At 70.5% G+C, this 14891-nt stretch carries 13 protein-coding genes and 1 pseudogene; 8 read left to right on the forward strand and 6 right to left on the reverse strand.

Annotated features, from left to right (window positions below; all coding sequences use genetic code 11):
- Nucleotides 1-16 precede the first annotated feature (16 nt).
- Both D457_RS0115580 and D457_RS0115585 read right to left on the reverse strand, forming a co-directional pair.
- Nucleotides 17-1408, reverse strand: coding sequence for a M20/M25/M40 family metallo-hydrolase (locus tag D457_RS0115580; protein WP_017581598.1), 1392 nt, complete (start codon nucleotides 1406-1408; stop codon nucleotides 17-19).
- A gap of 159 nt (nucleotides 1409-1567) precedes the next feature.
- Nucleotides 1568-2401 (reverse strand): M55 family metallopeptidase, encoded by an 834-nt coding sequence (locus D457_RS0115585; protein WP_017581599.1) that lies wholly within the window; start codon nucleotides 2399-2401, stop codon nucleotides 1568-1570.
- A 329-nt stretch (nucleotides 2402-2730) separates the two neighbouring features.
- Between D457_RS0115585 and D457_RS37055 the strand changes: the two are divergent.
- Nucleotides 2731-2985, forward strand: a pseudogene (locus D457_RS37055) (HNH endonuclease signature motif containing protein); the annotation flags it as partial.
- Nucleotides 2986-3438: 453 nt separating this feature from the next.
- Here the strand turns inward: D457_RS37055 and D457_RS0115590 are convergent.
- Entirely contained in the window at nucleotides 3439-4251 is an 813-nt protein-coding gene (locus D457_RS0115590; RefSeq protein WP_017581600.1) for a HEAT repeat domain-containing protein, read from the reverse strand.
- A gap of 341 nt (nucleotides 4252-4592) precedes the next feature.
- A complete protein-coding gene (map, locus tag D457_RS0115595; protein WP_239646119.1) occupies nucleotides 4593-5444 on the reverse strand; it encodes a type I methionyl aminopeptidase in 852 nt (283 codons plus the stop codon).
- A 129-nt stretch (nucleotides 5445-5573) separates the two neighbouring features.
- Here map and D457_RS0115600 point away from each other — a divergent pair, with 129 nt between their 5' ends.
- Together D457_RS0115600 and npdG are read left to right on the forward strand one after the other, a co-directional pair.
- On the forward strand, nucleotides 5574-5765 hold the full coding sequence (locus D457_RS0115600; protein ID WP_017581602.1) for a hypothetical protein: 192 nt from the start codon (nucleotides 5574-5576) through the stop codon (nucleotides 5763-5765).
- Nucleotides 5766-5911: 146 nt separating this feature from the next.
- Entirely contained in the window at nucleotides 5912-6607 is a 696-nt protein-coding gene (gene npdG / locus D457_RS0115605) for an NADPH-dependent F420 reductase (RefSeq protein ID WP_017581603.1), read from the forward strand.
- Nucleotides 6608-6717: 110 nt separating this feature from the next.
- Here npdG and D457_RS0115610 read toward each other — a convergent pair whose 3' ends face one another.
- Nucleotides 6718-7758 carry an LLM class F420-dependent oxidoreductase gene (locus D457_RS0115610; protein ID WP_017581604.1) on the reverse strand — a complete coding sequence of 347 codons (1041 nt, stop codon included), beginning with the start codon at nucleotides 7756-7758 and terminating at the stop codon, nucleotides 6718-6720.
- A 184-nt stretch (nucleotides 7759-7942) separates the two neighbouring features.
- Between D457_RS0115610 and D457_RS32670 the strand changes: the two genes are divergently transcribed.
- Both D457_RS32670 and D457_RS0115620 read left to right on the forward strand, forming a co-directional pair.
- Nucleotides 7943-8584, forward strand: a complete 642-nt coding sequence (locus tag D457_RS32670; protein ID WP_017581605.1) for an ArsR family transcriptional regulator — start codon at nucleotides 7943-7945, stop codon at nucleotides 8582-8584.
- On the forward strand, nucleotides 8581-9873 hold the full coding sequence (locus D457_RS0115620; RefSeq protein WP_017581606.1) for an MFS transporter: 1293 nt from the start codon (nucleotides 8581-8583) through the stop codon (nucleotides 9871-9873). Before D457_RS32670 ends, D457_RS0115620 begins: the two co-directional genes overlap by 4 nt.
- A 142-nt stretch (nucleotides 9874-10015) precedes the next feature.
- On the opposite strand, the gene panB is transcribed toward D457_RS0115620, so the two are convergent.
- The gene (panB, locus tag D457_RS0115625) at nucleotides 10016-10870 is read right to left on the reverse strand and encodes a 3-methyl-2-oxobutanoate hydroxymethyltransferase (protein WP_017581607.1); all 855 of its coding nucleotides are present in this window, start codon (nucleotides 10868-10870) and stop codon (nucleotides 10016-10018) included.
- Between the two features lie 439 nt (nucleotides 10871-11309).
- Between panB and D457_RS32675 the strand changes: the two genes are divergently transcribed.
- From D457_RS32675 to D457_RS0115640, 3 genes are all read left to right on the forward strand, one after another.
- On the forward strand, nucleotides 11310-13004 hold the full coding sequence (locus D457_RS32675) for an MFS transporter (RefSeq protein ID WP_152514251.1): 1695 nt from the start codon (nucleotides 11310-11312) through the stop codon (nucleotides 13002-13004).
- A gap of 72 nt (nucleotides 13005-13076) precedes the next feature.
- A complete protein-coding gene (locus tag D457_RS0115635) occupies nucleotides 13077-13523 on the forward strand; it encodes an RrF2 family transcriptional regulator (protein WP_017581609.1) in 447 nt (148 codons plus the stop codon).
- Nucleotides 13524-13654: 131 nt separating this feature from the next.
- A complete protein-coding gene (locus tag D457_RS0115640) occupies nucleotides 13655-14851 on the forward strand; it encodes a globin domain-containing protein (RefSeq protein WP_017581610.1) in 1197 nt (398 codons plus the stop codon).
- The last annotated feature ends 40 nt before the right edge of the window (nucleotides 14852-14891 follow it).

Raw genomic sequence — 14891 nt, forward strand, 5'->3', positions numbered from 1 at the left:
TTCGTTGTCCGTTCCGTCAGGCGCGCAGGAAACTGTCCAGCACCCGCACCCCGAAGCGCAGCCCCTCCAGCGGCACTCGCTCGTCCACCCCGTGCAGCAGGCTCGGGTAGTTGAGCCCCGCTGGCATACGCAGGGGGGAGAAGCCGTAACAGTCGATCCCCAGCCGCGCGAAGACCTTCGCGTCCGTTCCGCCGCCCAGGCACACCGGGACCACCAGACCCTCGGGGTCGTGCGCCAGGACCGCGGCGCGCAGCGCCTCGAAGGCCGCGGAGTCCACCGGCGCGGCCACCGGCGGCGAACTGTGCGCGTACTCCCACTCCACACGGTCACCGGTCAGCGCGTCCATGGTTTCGATGAACTGCTCCTCGGCGCCGGGCAGTACCCGGCCGTCCACGCCCGCCGTGGCGTCGCCCGGCACCACGTTCACCTTGTACCCGGCCGAGAGCATCGTGGGCGCGGTGCTGTTGCGCACCGTCGCCGAGACCAGCGGCGCAGCGGTGCCGAACTTCGCCACCAGGGCGTCCACGGCCTCGTTGCTGTCCAGGTCACCGGAGGTACGGCCGACCTCCAGCGCCTCGGCGATGGCGTCGATGGCGGCACGGGTGACCGGGGTCAGATGCAGCGGCCAGCGGTGCTGGTCGATCCGGGCCACGGCGGCGGCGAGCGCGCCCACGGCGTTGTCCCGGGGCGGCCGGGAGCCGTGCCCGGCGGTGCCGTAGGAGCGCAGCGTCAACCACGCGCTGCCGCGCTCAGCGGACCCGATCGGGTACAGACGCCGCACGTCACCCCCGACGCTTTCGGCGTGCACGGTGTGGCCGCCGCCCTCGCCGATCGCCATCGTGCAGCCCTCGAACAGGTCCGCGTGGCCGCGCACGAGGTAGTCGGCCCCGTAGGCCGCGCTGTCCTCCTCGTCGGCCACGAACGCCAGCACGATGTCCCTCCGCGGCCGCAGGCCCAGCTTCGACCAGTACCGGACCACGGCGATGACCATGCCGATGGTGTTCTTCATGTCTACGGCACCACGGCCCCACAGCGAGGGGACCCCGGTGACCGGGCAGTCGGCGATCTCGCCTGCGAAGGGCGGGAAGGTCCAGTCGTGGGCGTCGGCGGGTACCACGTCCAGGTGGCCGTGGACCAGGAGCGCGTCCGCGTCCGGATCGGTGCCGGGGATGCGCACGACCACGTTGGCGCGTCGGTCCGCCGACTCCAGGACCACCGGCGAAAGCCCGGCGGCCCCGAGTGCCTCGGCCGCGAACTCGGCGGCGGCGCGCTCGTCGCCCACGCCCTTGCCGTGGTTGGTGGAGTCCCGCCGGATCAGCTCTCGGGTGAGGCGGATGGCGTCCTCACCGGCCTCGACGAGGGCGTCCTCTCGGACGCTGTCGGGCAGGGAGGTATTCGTGTGGCCCACGGGCTCGGCCTCGCTCTCAGCAGGGGTTCAGGGGTCTTGCTCAAGTCGGACACACGGATCACCCGTGTGGTTCGATGCCGGCCCCGCCACAGTTCTACCGGTTTCGACGGGGGAGTGTCCCGGCGTTCGGCCAGAACTTCGGCCAGTCGACCGGAAGAATCAACCGTAGTTATTCTCCATGGAACTGGAGATGAGGGTGCAGACCGCCTTGAACGCGCGGATCATCTCGTAGGCGTCCGGCGACGTGTACCGGACCCGCCGCGTACCCGTACGCGTCACCCCCGGCACCATCGCCGCGGCCTGCGCCAGCTGCGCGGAGTCGACCTCGATCTCCATGGCCTTCTCCGCGGTCGAGGCCGGCTCCAACCGCCCCGCCAACAGCATGGCCTTCTCCGCGGCCTCCCGAATGTCCGCCGCCGTCCGCGCGGGCGGTCGGCACCGGGCGGCGTACCGGCTCACGTGGTCCTTCACCGCGACCGTTCGCGCGAAGGGAGCGTAGGACTCGGCGTCCTCACAGGCCCGGTCGTCCCCGGTGACCAGGATCACCGGTGTCCCGTACTCGGCGACCACCGCCGCGTTCAGGTAGCCCTCACTCGCAGGTTGGCCGTCCAGCCACACCCCGGTGATCGCGTTCGGCAGATAGGTATGGGCGAGCACCCCGTCCTCCCCGGCACCGCAGTGGTACCCGAGAAAGACGATCCCGTCCACGTCCCCGGCCTGGACGCCTTCCACCATGGAGAGCTCCTTGTGCCGCCCGGTGATCATCGTGGCCCGCTCGTCCAGCTCCTCCAGAAGAAGATTGCGCATCGTCGAGTGCGCCTCGTTGACCAGTACCTCGGTGGCACCACCCTCGAAAAGCCCACCGATCGCGGCATTGACGTCACTGGTGAACATTCCCCGGCACCGCTGCCACTGCTCGGTCCCGGGCTCGCAGTCAGCGGGCCAGGTGACGCCGGTGGCGCCTTCCATGTCCGCGGAGATGAGGATCTTCATCCAGATGACCCTAGTCCCGCAAGCCTCCGCCTATCCAGAGTCACCCGCAGTCCGAGCCACTTCTCCACAGTTGCCCCACCCCGGAGCGGAACGCCTGGCCGTGTCGCGGCCTATCGAGGCGGGCGACGGAAAAGCGGTAGCGAGGGCGGCAGGGTCCCCAGCTCTGCGGGGACCGGGTCGCGTGTCGCGGCCGTTCACCCGTACCGGCGAACACCAACAGCGGCCCGCGAGACCCCTGAGCACGGTTTCGGCCCCCTGTTTCGAAGATGATCTTGCTACCAGAAGCGAAATCAGCGCCGAACTTGCCTCTGGTAGCAAGATCATCCGAGATGAGGGGGTTTCGGAAGCAGCGGACAGCCCCGGACAGCGTCCTGCGCCGCGTCATTTTGGACCCCGAGTCGGGCAAGCCGCTGGATGTGGGGCACGGGGTGAGGAACGCTCCGGAGCAGATCCGCACCGTTGCCCACCACGGACACTCCACTTGTGCCTGGCCTGAGGCGTGTGATGTGCCGATCAGTGACACCGAGGCTGACCACATCCACTCCCATTCCAAGGGCGGGAGTGCCAGCGCGGAGAATATTCAGCCGTTGTGTTCTTTCCATAACCGGCTCAAATACCTGCGGGAGAAGAACCCGCACCGGGCCCGGTGGAAGGGCCGCCCCCACCACCCCCGCCCCTGCGACACGAGGCCCGGTGGGCTCCGGGCCTGGCCCCTTGCCCGCCCTCGCTGCCGCTTTTCCGTCGCCGGTCTTGACCGGCCGCGACACGGGGACCGGTGCGCGCAGGGCTGGGGAGACTGCTTCTTTCGCTGCCGCTTTTCCGATGGCACGCGTGACCGGCCGCGATACGCGACCCGTTTCCCACCGGCCTGGGGAGAATGGGCGTCTCGCTGTTATGGGTGGTCTGTGTTGTGGGTTGTCTGTTGTGAAGGGCCCTCACCGTTAAAGGGGCTTCGCGGCCCTCACCCGCCAGAGGGCTCTTCGCCTTCGAGAGTTCTTCTCCTCACCCTCAGGATCCTCAAGGGCTGTTGGAAAGGCTCAGCCGCTGGAGTTTGTCGAGCGGATTTCGATGGCCAGGGTTGCGGCTTCGCGGACCTTGGGGTCGGGGTCCTCGGCCAGGTGGGCCAGGAGGGTGTCCACGCCCGGGGTGCCCCAGGGGGTGATCGCTTCGGCCAGGGTGGCGCGTACCAGGGGTTCGGGGTGGCCGGACAGGGCGGTCACCCGGTCGAGGGGGCCGCGGCGGCGGTGGCCGAGCCAGGACAGGGCCTCGCGCAGGGCAATGGTGTCGCCCCGGTTGGAGGCCTCGGCGATGCGCTCCAGCAGGATCCGGGGCGGGGGCGGCGGGCCGTCCAGTGGGTGCGGGTTCCGCTCCAGCAGGTGCCTGGAGCCGTAACCGCCGGGTTCGACGCAGCTCTGGCAGGTGTACGGGGCGGTGCCGTGGGCGTCGGGGAAGTAGCGCCAGCCGGTGATCTGGCGGACCTCGCGGATGCGGTGCACCTCGCTCCTGGTCACCTTGCGGGGTATGAACACCTCCCAGCCGCGCGGGTCCTCCAGCCCGGCGACCACGCGCACGGCCTCGGCGGCGGCCACCCGGTTGGGGCCGTCGCTGTCGCCGTAGTGGCCGACGGTGACCGGTTCGTCGTCGGGCAGCCTCAAGTACACCCCGACGAGCCCGCGGGGCCCGTGGTGCCGGGCCAGCTCGCGCAGCCACTGGTGGGTCACCGTGTAGGAGGGAAGGACGGGGAAGCAGAACACCCCGTGGACGCCCTCGTTTCCCATGGTGGTGCGTACACCGGACCTTCGGACGCGAGAGATGTTGGCGCGGGGGGTCAGGTGGACGAACATCGCCATGGCTTGGTTCCTGTGTGTCGATCGGTCGTGACGGTGGGTCGGTAGTACAAGGATCAGTCAATCCGGAAGTGAGGCCTTGGTGCAGGGGTTTTCCCAACCTGTCTCAACCCGCTTCGTGCTGACCGCACGGATGAGGGCCTCGGCGCCTACCGGCGGCCGAGGCCCTGGTGCTCTGGTCCTGCAAGCGGTCAACCGGCTCACCCCGGACCTGAATGCGGTCCACTCGGGGTTGCCGAAGGAAAAGTACCCCGGTTCGCGGTTATTCGAACCCCTGGACAGGCGAAGGACCCCGGGCCTGGCGGCGTCCGGGGTCCTTGCGGGGTCTTTCGGGAGGCGAGCGTCTACGGCAGGGTGAGGATCTCCGCGCCGGAGTCGGTGATCACCAGGGTGTGCTCGAACTGGGCCGTCCACTTGCGGTCGGCGGTGACGGCGGTCCAGCCGTCGTCCCACATGTCGTACTCCACGCCGCCCAGAGTGATCATGGGCTCGATCGTGAAGGTCATGCCCGGCTCCATCACGGTGGTGGCGCGCGGGTCGTCGTAGTGCGGGACGACCAGACCGGAGTGGAACTCCGGACCCACGCCGTGGCCGGTGAAGTCGCGGACGACTCCGTAGCCGAAGCGCTTGGCGTACGACTCGATGACACGGCCGATCACGTTGATCTGGCGCCCCGGGCGGCAGGCCTTGATGGCGCGCATGGTGGCCTCGCGGGTGCGCTCGACGAGGAGGCGGTTCTCCTCGGAGACCTCACCCGAAAGGAACGTGGCGTTGGTGTCGCCGTGCACGCCGTCCTTGTAGGCGGTGATGTCGATGTTGACGATGTCGCCGTCGCGCACCACCGTGTCGTCGGGGATGCCGTGGCAGATGACCTCGTTGAGCGAGGAGCACAGCGACTTCGGGTAGCCCTTGTACCCCAGGGTGCTCGGGTAGGCGCCGTGGTCGAGCAGGAACTCGTGGCCGATCCGGTCCAGCTCGTCCGTGGTCACCCCGGGCTGGATGTTCTTGCCGACCTCCTCGAGCGCCTGGGCGGCGATGCGCCCCGCCACCCGGATCTTCTCGATGGTCTCCGGGGTCTGGATGTCCCCCAGGACTCCCTCCACCGGGTGCTTCTGCCCCACGTACTCCGGCCGGATGATGTGCGAGGGGACCGAACGTTGTGGCGAGATGCGCCCAGGAACCAGCGGAGTAGTCATGGACACTGATTGTAGTTCGTGGGCACACCCTCCGGGCCGGGCGACGGCTTCGGCCGGACGGGTGTGAGGAGCGCCCCAGCTGCGGGTAGATCCCCACGTACCCGCCAAACGACGAGAGGTGGTCCGGCAGTGAACGACGCACAGGACGACGGCTGGTGGTACTGCCTACGGCACAACAAGGTCGAACACGGCGCAGGCTGCCCGAACAGCCAGAGGATGGGCCCCTACGAGGACGAGGCCACAGCGGCCCGGGCCCTGAGCATCGCTGCCGAACGCAACGAGGCCTGGGAAGAGCAGGACGAGGACGAGGGCAACAGCTAGCGAACAAGGGCGACAACCACCAGTGGGGGCGACAGCCGGCGGGAGGGCAGCTGACGGTGTCCCCAGGGATTCCCGGGGCCGGGCGGAACGCTCTCCGACCGGCCCTGTGCGTTCCCCGCCTCACCCCGTTCTGACAGGATCGCCCCATGAGTGAACAGAACGCGTCGCAGGGCACGGACATCTCCGAGCTGACCATCGCCGTCCTGGGCGGTACGGGTGACCAGGGGCGCGGGCTCGCCCGCCGGTTCGCCCTGGCCGGACACACCGTCTACATCGGTTCCCGCAACGCCGAGCGCGCCGCCAAGGCCGCGGGCGAACTCGTGGAGGCCGAGTCCGCCACCCTCCAGGTGCACGGGTTGGCCAACGCCGACGCCGCCGCGCAGGGGGATATCGTCATCGTCGCCGTCCCGTGGGACGGCCACCGCGAGTTGCTGGTCTCGCTGGCCGACCGCCTCGCCGGCAAGATCGTGGTGGACTGCGTCAACCCGCTGGGCTTCGACAAGAAGGGCCCCTTCGCCCTGGACGTCGCCGAGGGCAGCGCAGCCCAGCAGGCCGCCGAGGTCCTGCCGGGCAGCCGGGTCACCGCCGCCTTCCACCACGTCTCCGCCGTGATCCTGCTGGACCCCGAGGTCGAGCAGGTCGACCTGGACGTGCTGGTGCTGGGAGAGGACCGCGACGCCACCGACGTCGTACGCGCCCTGGCCGAGCAGATCCCCGGGGTCCGGGGCGTCTTCGGCGGGCGGCTGCGCAACGCCCACCAGGTCGAGGCGTTCACCGCCAACCTCATCGCGGTCAACCGCCGCTACAAGACCCACGCGGGCATTCGGATCACCGGCCTCTAGACCGGTCTCCGGGCCCGCAGTACCCCCACCCCCCAACACGCGCGAACGGCGCCGCTTCCCGTCCTCTCCGGAGGCGGCGCCGTCGGCGTGCCAGAGGCAGCCGAGTCAGCCTAGGAGGCCCACTCCTTGACCTTCTCGATGAGCTTGGCCGGGTTCTCGCCCACCGGTGTCACGTTGAGCTGCGTGACCCCGGCGGCGCGGAAGGCCTCCACCCGCTCGCGCACGTAGGACTCGGGGCCGACCAGGTTGGTCAGCTCCACGAACTCGTCCGGGACCGCCGCCGCGGCCTCTTCCTTCTTCCCTGCCAGGTAGAGGTCCTGGATCTTCTCCGCGGCTTCCTCGTACCCGTAGCGCTGGGCCACCGTGTTGTAGAAGTTCTTGCCCTTGGCGCCCATGCCGCCCACGTACAGGGCGATCATCGGGCGGGTGAAGTCGGCGAGCTTCCTGGTGTCCTCGCCTTCCCCGATGGCCAGCAGCCCGCCCGCGGAGATCTCCAGCTCACCCAGCTCGGGGTTGCGCTTGGCTTTGCCCTTGGCCAGGAAGGAGCCCCACACGCTCTCGGCCTTCTCCGGGATGAACAGGTGCGGCAGCCAGCCGTCGGCGATCTCGGCGGTCATCTCGACGTTCTTCTCGCCTAGGGAGGCCACGAAGATCGGGATTGCCGGGCGCACCGGGTGGTTGATGATCTTGAGCGGCTTGCCCAGGCCGGTGCCCCGCTCGGCGGGGAGCGGTAGCTGGAACACCTTGCCGTCGTGGGTCAGGTGCTCCTCGCGGGCCCAGACCTTGCGGCAGATCTCGATGGTCTCGCGGGTGCGGCCGAGCGGTTTGGTGTAGGGGATGCCGTGGAAGCCCTCGATGACCTGCGGGCCGCTGGCACCCAGGCCGAGAATGGCGCGCCCGTCGGAGAGGTAGTCCAGCCCGGCGGCGGTCATCGCGATCAGGGTGGGGGTGCGGCTGTACATCGGCAGGATGGCCGAGCCGATCGTCACCCGCTCGGTGCGTGCGGCGAGGTAGCCCATCAGGGTGGGGCTGTCGTAGCCGTAGGCCTCGGCCACCCACACGGTGTCCAGCCCGGCCTTCTCCAGCTCGACGACCTGTTCGACGGCGTCCTTGGGCTCGCCCGCGTACTGGAGCGGCATCGAGATGCGCATGTGCTGTCCTCCCGGTGGGCCGGACCCCCGGCCCGCGTAGGTGCTCGGTGTGCCGTCACTGTACTACCGAGTCATATTCGGTTTGTTGTCTGGCTCACCTCTGTCCGGAGTCTGTCACACCGTGCCCAAGATTTGTTGGCCAAGAAGTCTTGGCCAAGACTCCTTGGGTATCTATGGTCGAGGTATGAGCACACCCTTCGAAGACCGCCCGGCCGTCCCCGACCCCTTCGAGAGCGCCGCCGTCCTGGACGCCCGGTCCCTGCGCGGTCTGGCCCACCCCCTGCGCATGCGCGTGTACCAGCTGCTCCAGAAGGCCCCGGCCACCGGCAAGGTCGTCGCCGAGAAGCTGGGCATTTCCTCGGCCTCGGCCAGCTACCACCTGCGTCAGCTGGAGACCTACGGGTTCATCCGGGAGGATCCGGACCTGGGTACCAGCCGGGATCGCTGGTGGCGGGCGGCCGCCGACGGCTTCCGCCTGCCCGAGCACCTGGACACCGAGGCTCCCGAACTCACCACCGCGCTGCGCCACGCCATCGCCGCGGGCTGGTCCGAACGCCTGGGCGCGGCGGTCAACCAGTGGTCGGCCCAGCCCGAGGGCTGGCGCGAGGCCCAGTTCATGTCCGACCGCACGCTCTCCCTGACCCTGGAGCAGGCGCAGAGCCTGCGCGCGGAGCTCATCGAGGTACTCAACCGGTACACCGCCGAGGGAAACGCGGGTACCCCGGGCGAGCGCACGGTGCACGTCCAGCTGGCCGCCTTCCCCCAGCCCGGCCCCGACCCAGCCCCGGACCTCGCTGTCGACACCGGCCCCGAGGACTCCCCATGAGACCGGTCATCGGCCTGGTCACCTCCGAGGCGCTCGCCTACACGGGTACCCGGCTGGCCATGATCGCCATCCCCTGGTTCGTCCTGGAGACCACCGGCAGCCCCGCCCTGATGGGGCTGGTCACCCTCTTCGAACTGGGCTCCTACACCCTGGCCCGGCTGTTCGTCGGCCCGGTCCTGGACCGGGTGGGCCAGCGGGCCGTGAGCATCCGGGTGGACCTGCTGGCCGCCGTCGCTCTTCTCGCCGTCCCGCTGCTGTTCTCCGCCGGGCTGCTCCCGTTCCCGGTACTACTCGTCCTGGTCACCGTGATCGGCCTGGCCACAGGCCCTTCGGAAGCGGCCAAGGTGTCGCTCTCCCCGTTCGTGGCCGCCGCGGCCAACGTGCGCCTGGAACGGGTCACCGGCCTGACCGGGACCGTCGACCGCCTCTCCATGACGGTGGGCCCGATCGCGGCCGGCGCGGTGGTCGCCGCCCTGGGGGCACTCACCGCGCTCTACGTGAACGCCGCGCTCATGGTGCTGGCCGCCCTGGTGATGACACTCCTGCTGCGCCGCGACACCGAAACGGCGGGCCGGGCCGAGGCCGACCCGGAGGCCGACGACGGTTACCTGGCCCGCCTGTACGCGGGCTGGCGGGTGGTCTGGGGCGACCTGCCGCTGCGGATGCTGGTCGCGATGATCCTGGTGACCAACATCGTGGACGTCGCCGTGATGAGCCTGGCCCTACCGATCTGGGCGCACGAGGGCGGCTGGGGTCCCCAGGCGGTGGGACTGGTCGCGGGCGCGCTCGGCGGCGCCTCCGTGGCGGGTTCACTGCTCGCGGTGTGGGTCGGCCACCGGCTGCCCCGCCGGTCCACCTTCTTCGCCGCCATGCTGATCGCCGGTCCGCCGCGCATCCTCGTGCTGACCCTCGACCTTCCGCTGTGGGTGGTCCTGGCGGTCTGGGCGGTGTCCGGGCTCGGCGGCGGACTGATCAACCCGATCCTGTCCGCGGTGATCTTCGAGCGCCTGCCCAACCACATGGTCGGCCGGGGGACGTCCATGGTGGGGTCGTTGGCCCGGCTGGGCGCACCGATCGCGGCCCCGGGCATCGGCGTGGCGATCGGCCTGCTCGGGGTCGCCCCGGTCCTGGTGGCCGGAGCGTTCGTGTACCTGGCGGCGGTGACCCTGCCCGCCTTCGGCCGCGCCGCGAAGGGGTTGGAGCGGCCCCCGGAGGAACCGGAGGCCGCCCCGCACGAAGCGCGGAGTCGAGGAGTAGGAGACGGGGGCGCCCGGGCTCGTCGCTGGTGACCAGCGGGCGCGGCTCGTCCGCCGCCCATACGGCTGCCGAACCGTCGTAGACCGCCAACCGGGTGCCCGTGCCGGGTCCCGCTCCACACGAAGAAACCGCCGGCCGGGGCGGGGCCCGGCCGACGGTGTCAGTCAGCTGGGGTCAGCTGGCGTAGGTGTGCTCTTCGGCCGGGAAGCTGCCCTTGACGACCTCGTCCGCGTAGTCGGAGGCGGCCTCGCGCAGGGTCTCGGCCAGGTTGGCGTAGGTCTTGACGAACTTCGCCACCCGCGGGCTCAGCCCGGCCATGTCCTGCCACACCAGCACCTGGGCGTCGGTGGACGGACCGGCGCCGATCCCGATGGTCGGGACGCTCAGCTGTTCGGTGACTTCGGCGGCCAGGTCGGCCGGGACCGCCTCCAGCACCACCGAGAACGCGCCCGCGCGCTCCAGCTCCTTGGCGTCCTTGAGCAGACCGGCGGCGGCCTCGCCCCGGCCCTGCACGCGGTAGCCGCCCAGGGTGTTCACCGACTGCGGGGTCAGGCCGACGTGGCCCATGACCGGGATGCCCGCCGAGGTCAGCAGCTCGACCTGGGGCGCGACCGCGTGGCCGCCCTCCAACTTCACAGCCTGGGCGTTGCCCTCCTTCATGAACCGGGAGGCCGCCTCCAGCGCCTGCTGGGGAGAGCCCTGGTAGGAGCCGAAGGGAAGGTCGGCCACGACCAGCGCCCGCTTGGTGGAGCGGGCGACGGCCGCGGTCAGCGGGACGAGCTCGTCCACCGTCACCGGGACGGTGGAGTCGTATCCATAGACCACGTTGGCGGCGGAGTCGCCTACGAGGAGGACGGGGATGCCCGCCTCGTCGAAGATCCGCGAGGTCAGGGCGTCGTAGGCGGTCAGCATCGGCCAGCGCTCGCCGCGCTGCTTGGCCAGGGCCAGATCGCGGATGGTGACGCGTCGGCTGGTGACCCCGCCGTAAAGGGCATTCCCGGCGGAAGGGGTCTTGGCTGTGGTGCTCATGATGGGTTCTTCCTCCGTCGTCTCGAAGCACCCGCGTGGGGTGTCCCCGGACCTGTGGACGAAAACAGTTGTCATGCGTGCTCGCGCACGCGGGTTCCCCTGCAGGGGAGGGGTTCCCCGAAAGGAACGGTATGCCGGTGCGGCTTGTTCCCCGCCACCTGTCCCGATCCACCCGGACGCGCCGGTGCGGGGGAAACAGGTGTGCGGGGCCCGCACAGGAGCATCATCGCACGGAGCGGTCCCGCAGCGCTCCCCCGGGAGGCCGCCTTTTTCGCGTTCCCGAACACCGTTCGCACCACCTGCGGGAAAGTGAATCCGGGCGGGCGTGAAGGCGGGGAGTGGGACTCCGGGTGAAGGTCTGTGAGGTCTTTCCCGCCCCTGGGTGCGCGCCCGGCTCCTCCGGCGGGATCACGGCCCGTCCGTTGCCCAGATGGTTAGCATGACAGCGGCACCGACCCGCGCCAGGGGCGGGAGCCGTGGACCGAAGGGCGGGCCCGTGGATCAGCAGACAGTGTATCGACGCAGGTGGGGCGGGCTGGCGGTGCTCATTATCTGCCTGCTGGTGATCGTGGCCGACAACACCATCCTCAACGTCGCGCTGCGCACCCTCTCCGACCCGGTCATCGGGGTGGGCGCCAGCCAGTCGCAGCTGGCCTGGGCGATCAACTCCTACACCCTGGTCTTCGCGGGCCTGCTGTTCCCCTTCGGGGTGCTCGGTGACCGCTGGGGCAGGCGGCGGCTGCTCGTGGCCGGGCTGGCGGTGTTCGGTGCGGCCTCGGCGCTGTCGGCCTACTCCCAGAACCCTGAACAGCTCATCGCGGCCCGCGCCGTGATGGGGCTCGGCGCCTCCATGGTGATGCCGCAGACCCTTTCGGTGATCACCAACGTCTTCCCGGCGGAGGAGCGCGGTCGGGCGATCGGGCTGTGGGCGGGCGCGGTCGGCTTGGCCATGGCGATCGGACCGTCGGCGGGCGGACTTCTCCTGGAGAACTTCTGGTGGGGCTCAATCTTCCTGGTGAACGTTCCCTTCGTGATTGTCGGACTGGCGCTGATGTACCTGCTCATCCCCGAGTCCAGGGACGAGAACCCCGGGCGTCCGGACGTGATCGGTGTGCTGTTGTCCGTCCCGGGCCTGGTGCTGCTCGTCTACGGCATCATCACGGCGGGGGAGCGGGCCTCGCTGGCCGACTGGGACGTGTTCGGTTCGCTGCTGCTGGGCGCGGCGGTGCTCGTGCTGTTCCTTCTCCACGAGTCGCGCACTTCCGAACCCTCGCTGGACGTGCGCTTCTTCCGCAATCCCCGGTTCAGTGTGTCCATCGCCATGATCATGGTGCTGTTCTTTAGCATGGCCGGGATCATCTTCTTCCTGAGCTTCTACTGGCAGAGCGTGCGCGAGTTCTCGCCGTTCATCGCGGGCCTGCTGGTGCTCCCGGCCGCGCTGGGCCAGATGATCTTCGCCCCGCTGAGCCCCACCCTGGTGCGCTGGGTCGGTCCGCGCACGCTCGCCGCGGTGGGGATCGTGATCGTGTGCTGCAGCTTCGTCTTCTATACCCAGATCGAGGCGGACACCCCGCTGGTGCTGATCATCGGGTTCTTCTTCCTCCAGGCCTCGGCGATGGCGGTGGTGCTCACCCCGGCCACCGACGCGATCATGTCGTCGGTTCCGCCGGGCAAGGCGGGGGCCGCATCGGCGGTGCAGAACACGGTGCGCCAGGTCGCCACCGCCATGGGTGTGGCGGTCCTGGGTGCGGTGATCTCCTTCAACTACCGGGCGCGGATCGCGCCGGAGCTGGACGCGGTGGCCGGGAGGTCCGACGAGGTGGGCCCGGGTGCGCTGCATACGGCCGGCGAGTCCATCGAGGGCACCATGGCGCTGTCCCGGAGCCTGGGCGCGCAGGGTGAGGCGCTGGTCGCCCCGGCCAAGGAGGCCTTCCTGGCAGGGCTGCACGTGGCGGCGCTGGTCTCGCTGTGCTTCGGGCTGATCGGGCTGGTGGTGGTGCTGGTGTGGATGCCCAGGGACGCTGTCGGCCACCAGCGCGACGCCCCGTCCCGAGAGCCCGAGGGGGCGGAAGGCACGGCGGGGACAGAGGAGGAACGCCCCCACGGCTCCGCGGAGGAACACCCCAGGAGTTAGGGCCAGGAGGACGAAAGTCCCCGAGGCCCGGAGGGCGAACGTCCCACTGCCCACGCGGCCTAGCATGGGCGCATGCGCCTGACCGCCTTCACCGACGTCTCCCTGCGCCTGGTCATGCGGCTCGCGGTGGCCGGGGAGGGTGAGCTTCTCACCACCCGCACCGCGGCCGCGATGCTCGCCGTGCCCTACACCCACATGGCCAAGGCCGTGGCGCGCCTGGCCGAGATGGGGCTGGTGGAGACGCGGCGCGGGCGCGGCGGCGGGTTGCTGCTGACCGCGGCCGGGCGGCGGTCCTCGGTGGGCGCGATCGTCCGTGAGCTCGAGGGGGCGGGTGACCTGGCCGGATGCGAGGACGACCCGCCCTGTCCGCTGCGCGCTGCCTGCCGACTGCGCGGCGCCCTGGCCCAGGCCCGCGAGGCCTTCTACGCCTCCCTGGACGAGGTGACCGTGGAGTCCCTGGTGTCCCCGCCCACGCGCCAGGTCCTCAGGGTGCTCCGCGAGGACGGCTCCCCGGCCTGAACTGAGCTGGCCTGAACTGGGATTTCGCTGGTTCACCCACCCCGCTGCGGGGTGTCCGCGCAGTGGTTTTAATATGCATTTCAGATGCCAATTATCTGAACAGGGGCTCCGGCCCCGCCAAAGGAGGACGCGTGCTCTCCACCGAGTCCGCAGCCACGGTCCGCGCCACCATCCCCGCCGTCGCCGGGGCACTGGACACCATCACCGCGCGGTTCTACGAGACCATGCTGGGCGAGCGCCCCGAGCTCCTGGACGGCCTGTTCAACCGCGGCAACCAGGCCAGCGGTCAGCAGCGCCAGGCCCTGGCCGGTTCCGTGGCGGCCTTCGCCACCAGCCTCCTCGACCACCCGGGCGAGCGCCCCGACGCCCTGCTCTCGCGCATCGCGCACAAGCACGTCTCCCTCGGCATCACCGAGGACCAGTACGTCATCGTGCACAAGTACCTGTTCGCCGCGATCGCCGAGACCCTCGGTGAAGCCGCCACCCCCGACGTCGTCGCCGCCTGGGACGAGGTCTACTGGCTCATGGCCGGGAGCCTCATCGCCCTGGAGGCCCGCCTCTACCAGGAGGCCGGGACCACCGGCCGCGACGTGTGGCGCCCCTGGCGGGTGGCCGACCGCGTCGCCCAGACCGCCGACACCGTCGCCCTCACCCTGGAGCCCGAGGGCGAGGAGCCCCCGCCCGGCTTCCGGCCCGGCCAGTACGTGAGCGTGCGCGTCCAGCTGCCCGACGGCCTGCACCAGGCCCGCCAGTACTCGCTCTCCGGCTGGGACGGCAGCAGCCGCCGCATCACGGTCAAGCGCCTGCGCGCGGGCGAGCACCCGGCCGGGGAGGTCTCCACCCTCCTGCACGACTCCGCCGCTCCCGGCGACACGCTGATGGTTTCCACCCCGGCGGGCGACGTCACCCTGCCCGGCGGTGACCACCCCCTCGTCCTGGCCTCCGCCGGGATCGGCTGCACCCCGATGGTCGCCATGCTCCAGCACCTGGCCGAACAGGGCAGCACCCGCCCGGTCCTGGTACTGCACGCGGACCGGTCGCCGCAGGCGCACGCCCACCGCGAGGAGATCTCGGCCCTGGTCGGGGCGCTGCCCGGCGCCACCGCCCACACCTGGTACGAGAGCGGCGCGGAGGCCGCCCCGGGTTCGCGTTCGGGAACGATGGACCTGGCCGGGGTCGAGGTGCCCGAAGGCGCCGAGGTGTACCTGTGCGGCCCGCTCCCGTTCATGCGCGAGCTCCGGTCCCGGTTCCTGCGCGCGGGGGTGCCCGCCCGCTCGGTGCGCTACGAGGTCTTCGGCCCCGACCTCTGGCTCGGTGCCGACGACTGACTGATCGCCCGGCTGGCCGCTTCCGGACGGACGGACGGCC

The sequence above is a fragment of the Nocardiopsis valliformis DSM 45023 genome, assembly GCF_000340985.1.
Lineage (GTDB): Bacteria > Actinomycetota > Actinomycetes > Streptosporangiales > Streptosporangiaceae > Nocardiopsis > Nocardiopsis exhalans.

What these genes read in the sequence shown, in the direction of transcription:
- D457_RS0115590 (WP_017581600.1), bottom strand. Translation starts at nt 4,251, where the DNA reads ATGGCGATGTTCGTCCACCTGACCCCCCGCGCCAACATCTCTCGCGTC.
- map (WP_239646119.1), bottom strand. Translation starts at nt 5,444, where the DNA reads ATGACTACTCCGCTGGTTCCTGGGCGCATCTCGCCACAACGTTCGGTC.
- D457_RS0115585 (WP_017581599.1), bottom strand. Translation starts at nt 2,401, where the DNA reads ATGAAGATCCTCATCTCCGCGGACATGGAAGGCGCCACCGGCGTCACC.
- D457_RS0115620 (WP_017581606.1), top strand. Translation starts at nt 8,581, where the DNA reads ATGAGACCGGTCATCGGCCTGGTCACCTCCGAGGCGCTCGCCTACACG.
- D457_RS32675 (WP_152514251.1), top strand. Translation starts at nt 11,310, where the DNA reads ATGACAGCGGCACCGACCCGCGCCAGGGGCGGGAGCCGTGGACCGAAG.
- D457_RS0115610 (WP_017581604.1), bottom strand. Translation starts at nt 7,758, where the DNA reads ATGCGCATCTCGATGCCGCTCCAGTACGCGGGCGAGCCCAAGGACGCC.
- D457_RS32670 (WP_017581605.1), top strand. Translation starts at nt 7,943, where the DNA reads ATGAGCACACCCTTCGAAGACCGCCCGGCCGTCCCCGACCCCTTCGAG.
- npdG (WP_017581603.1), top strand. Translation starts at nt 5,912, where the DNA reads ATGAGTGAACAGAACGCGTCGCAGGGCACGGACATCTCCGAGCTGACC.
- panB (WP_017581607.1), bottom strand. Translation starts at nt 10,870, where the DNA reads ATGAGCACCACAGCCAAGACCCCTTCCGCCGGGAATGCCCTTTACGGC.
- D457_RS0115635 (WP_017581609.1), top strand. Translation starts at nt 13,077, where the DNA reads ATGCGCCTGACCGCCTTCACCGACGTCTCCCTGCGCCTGGTCATGCGG.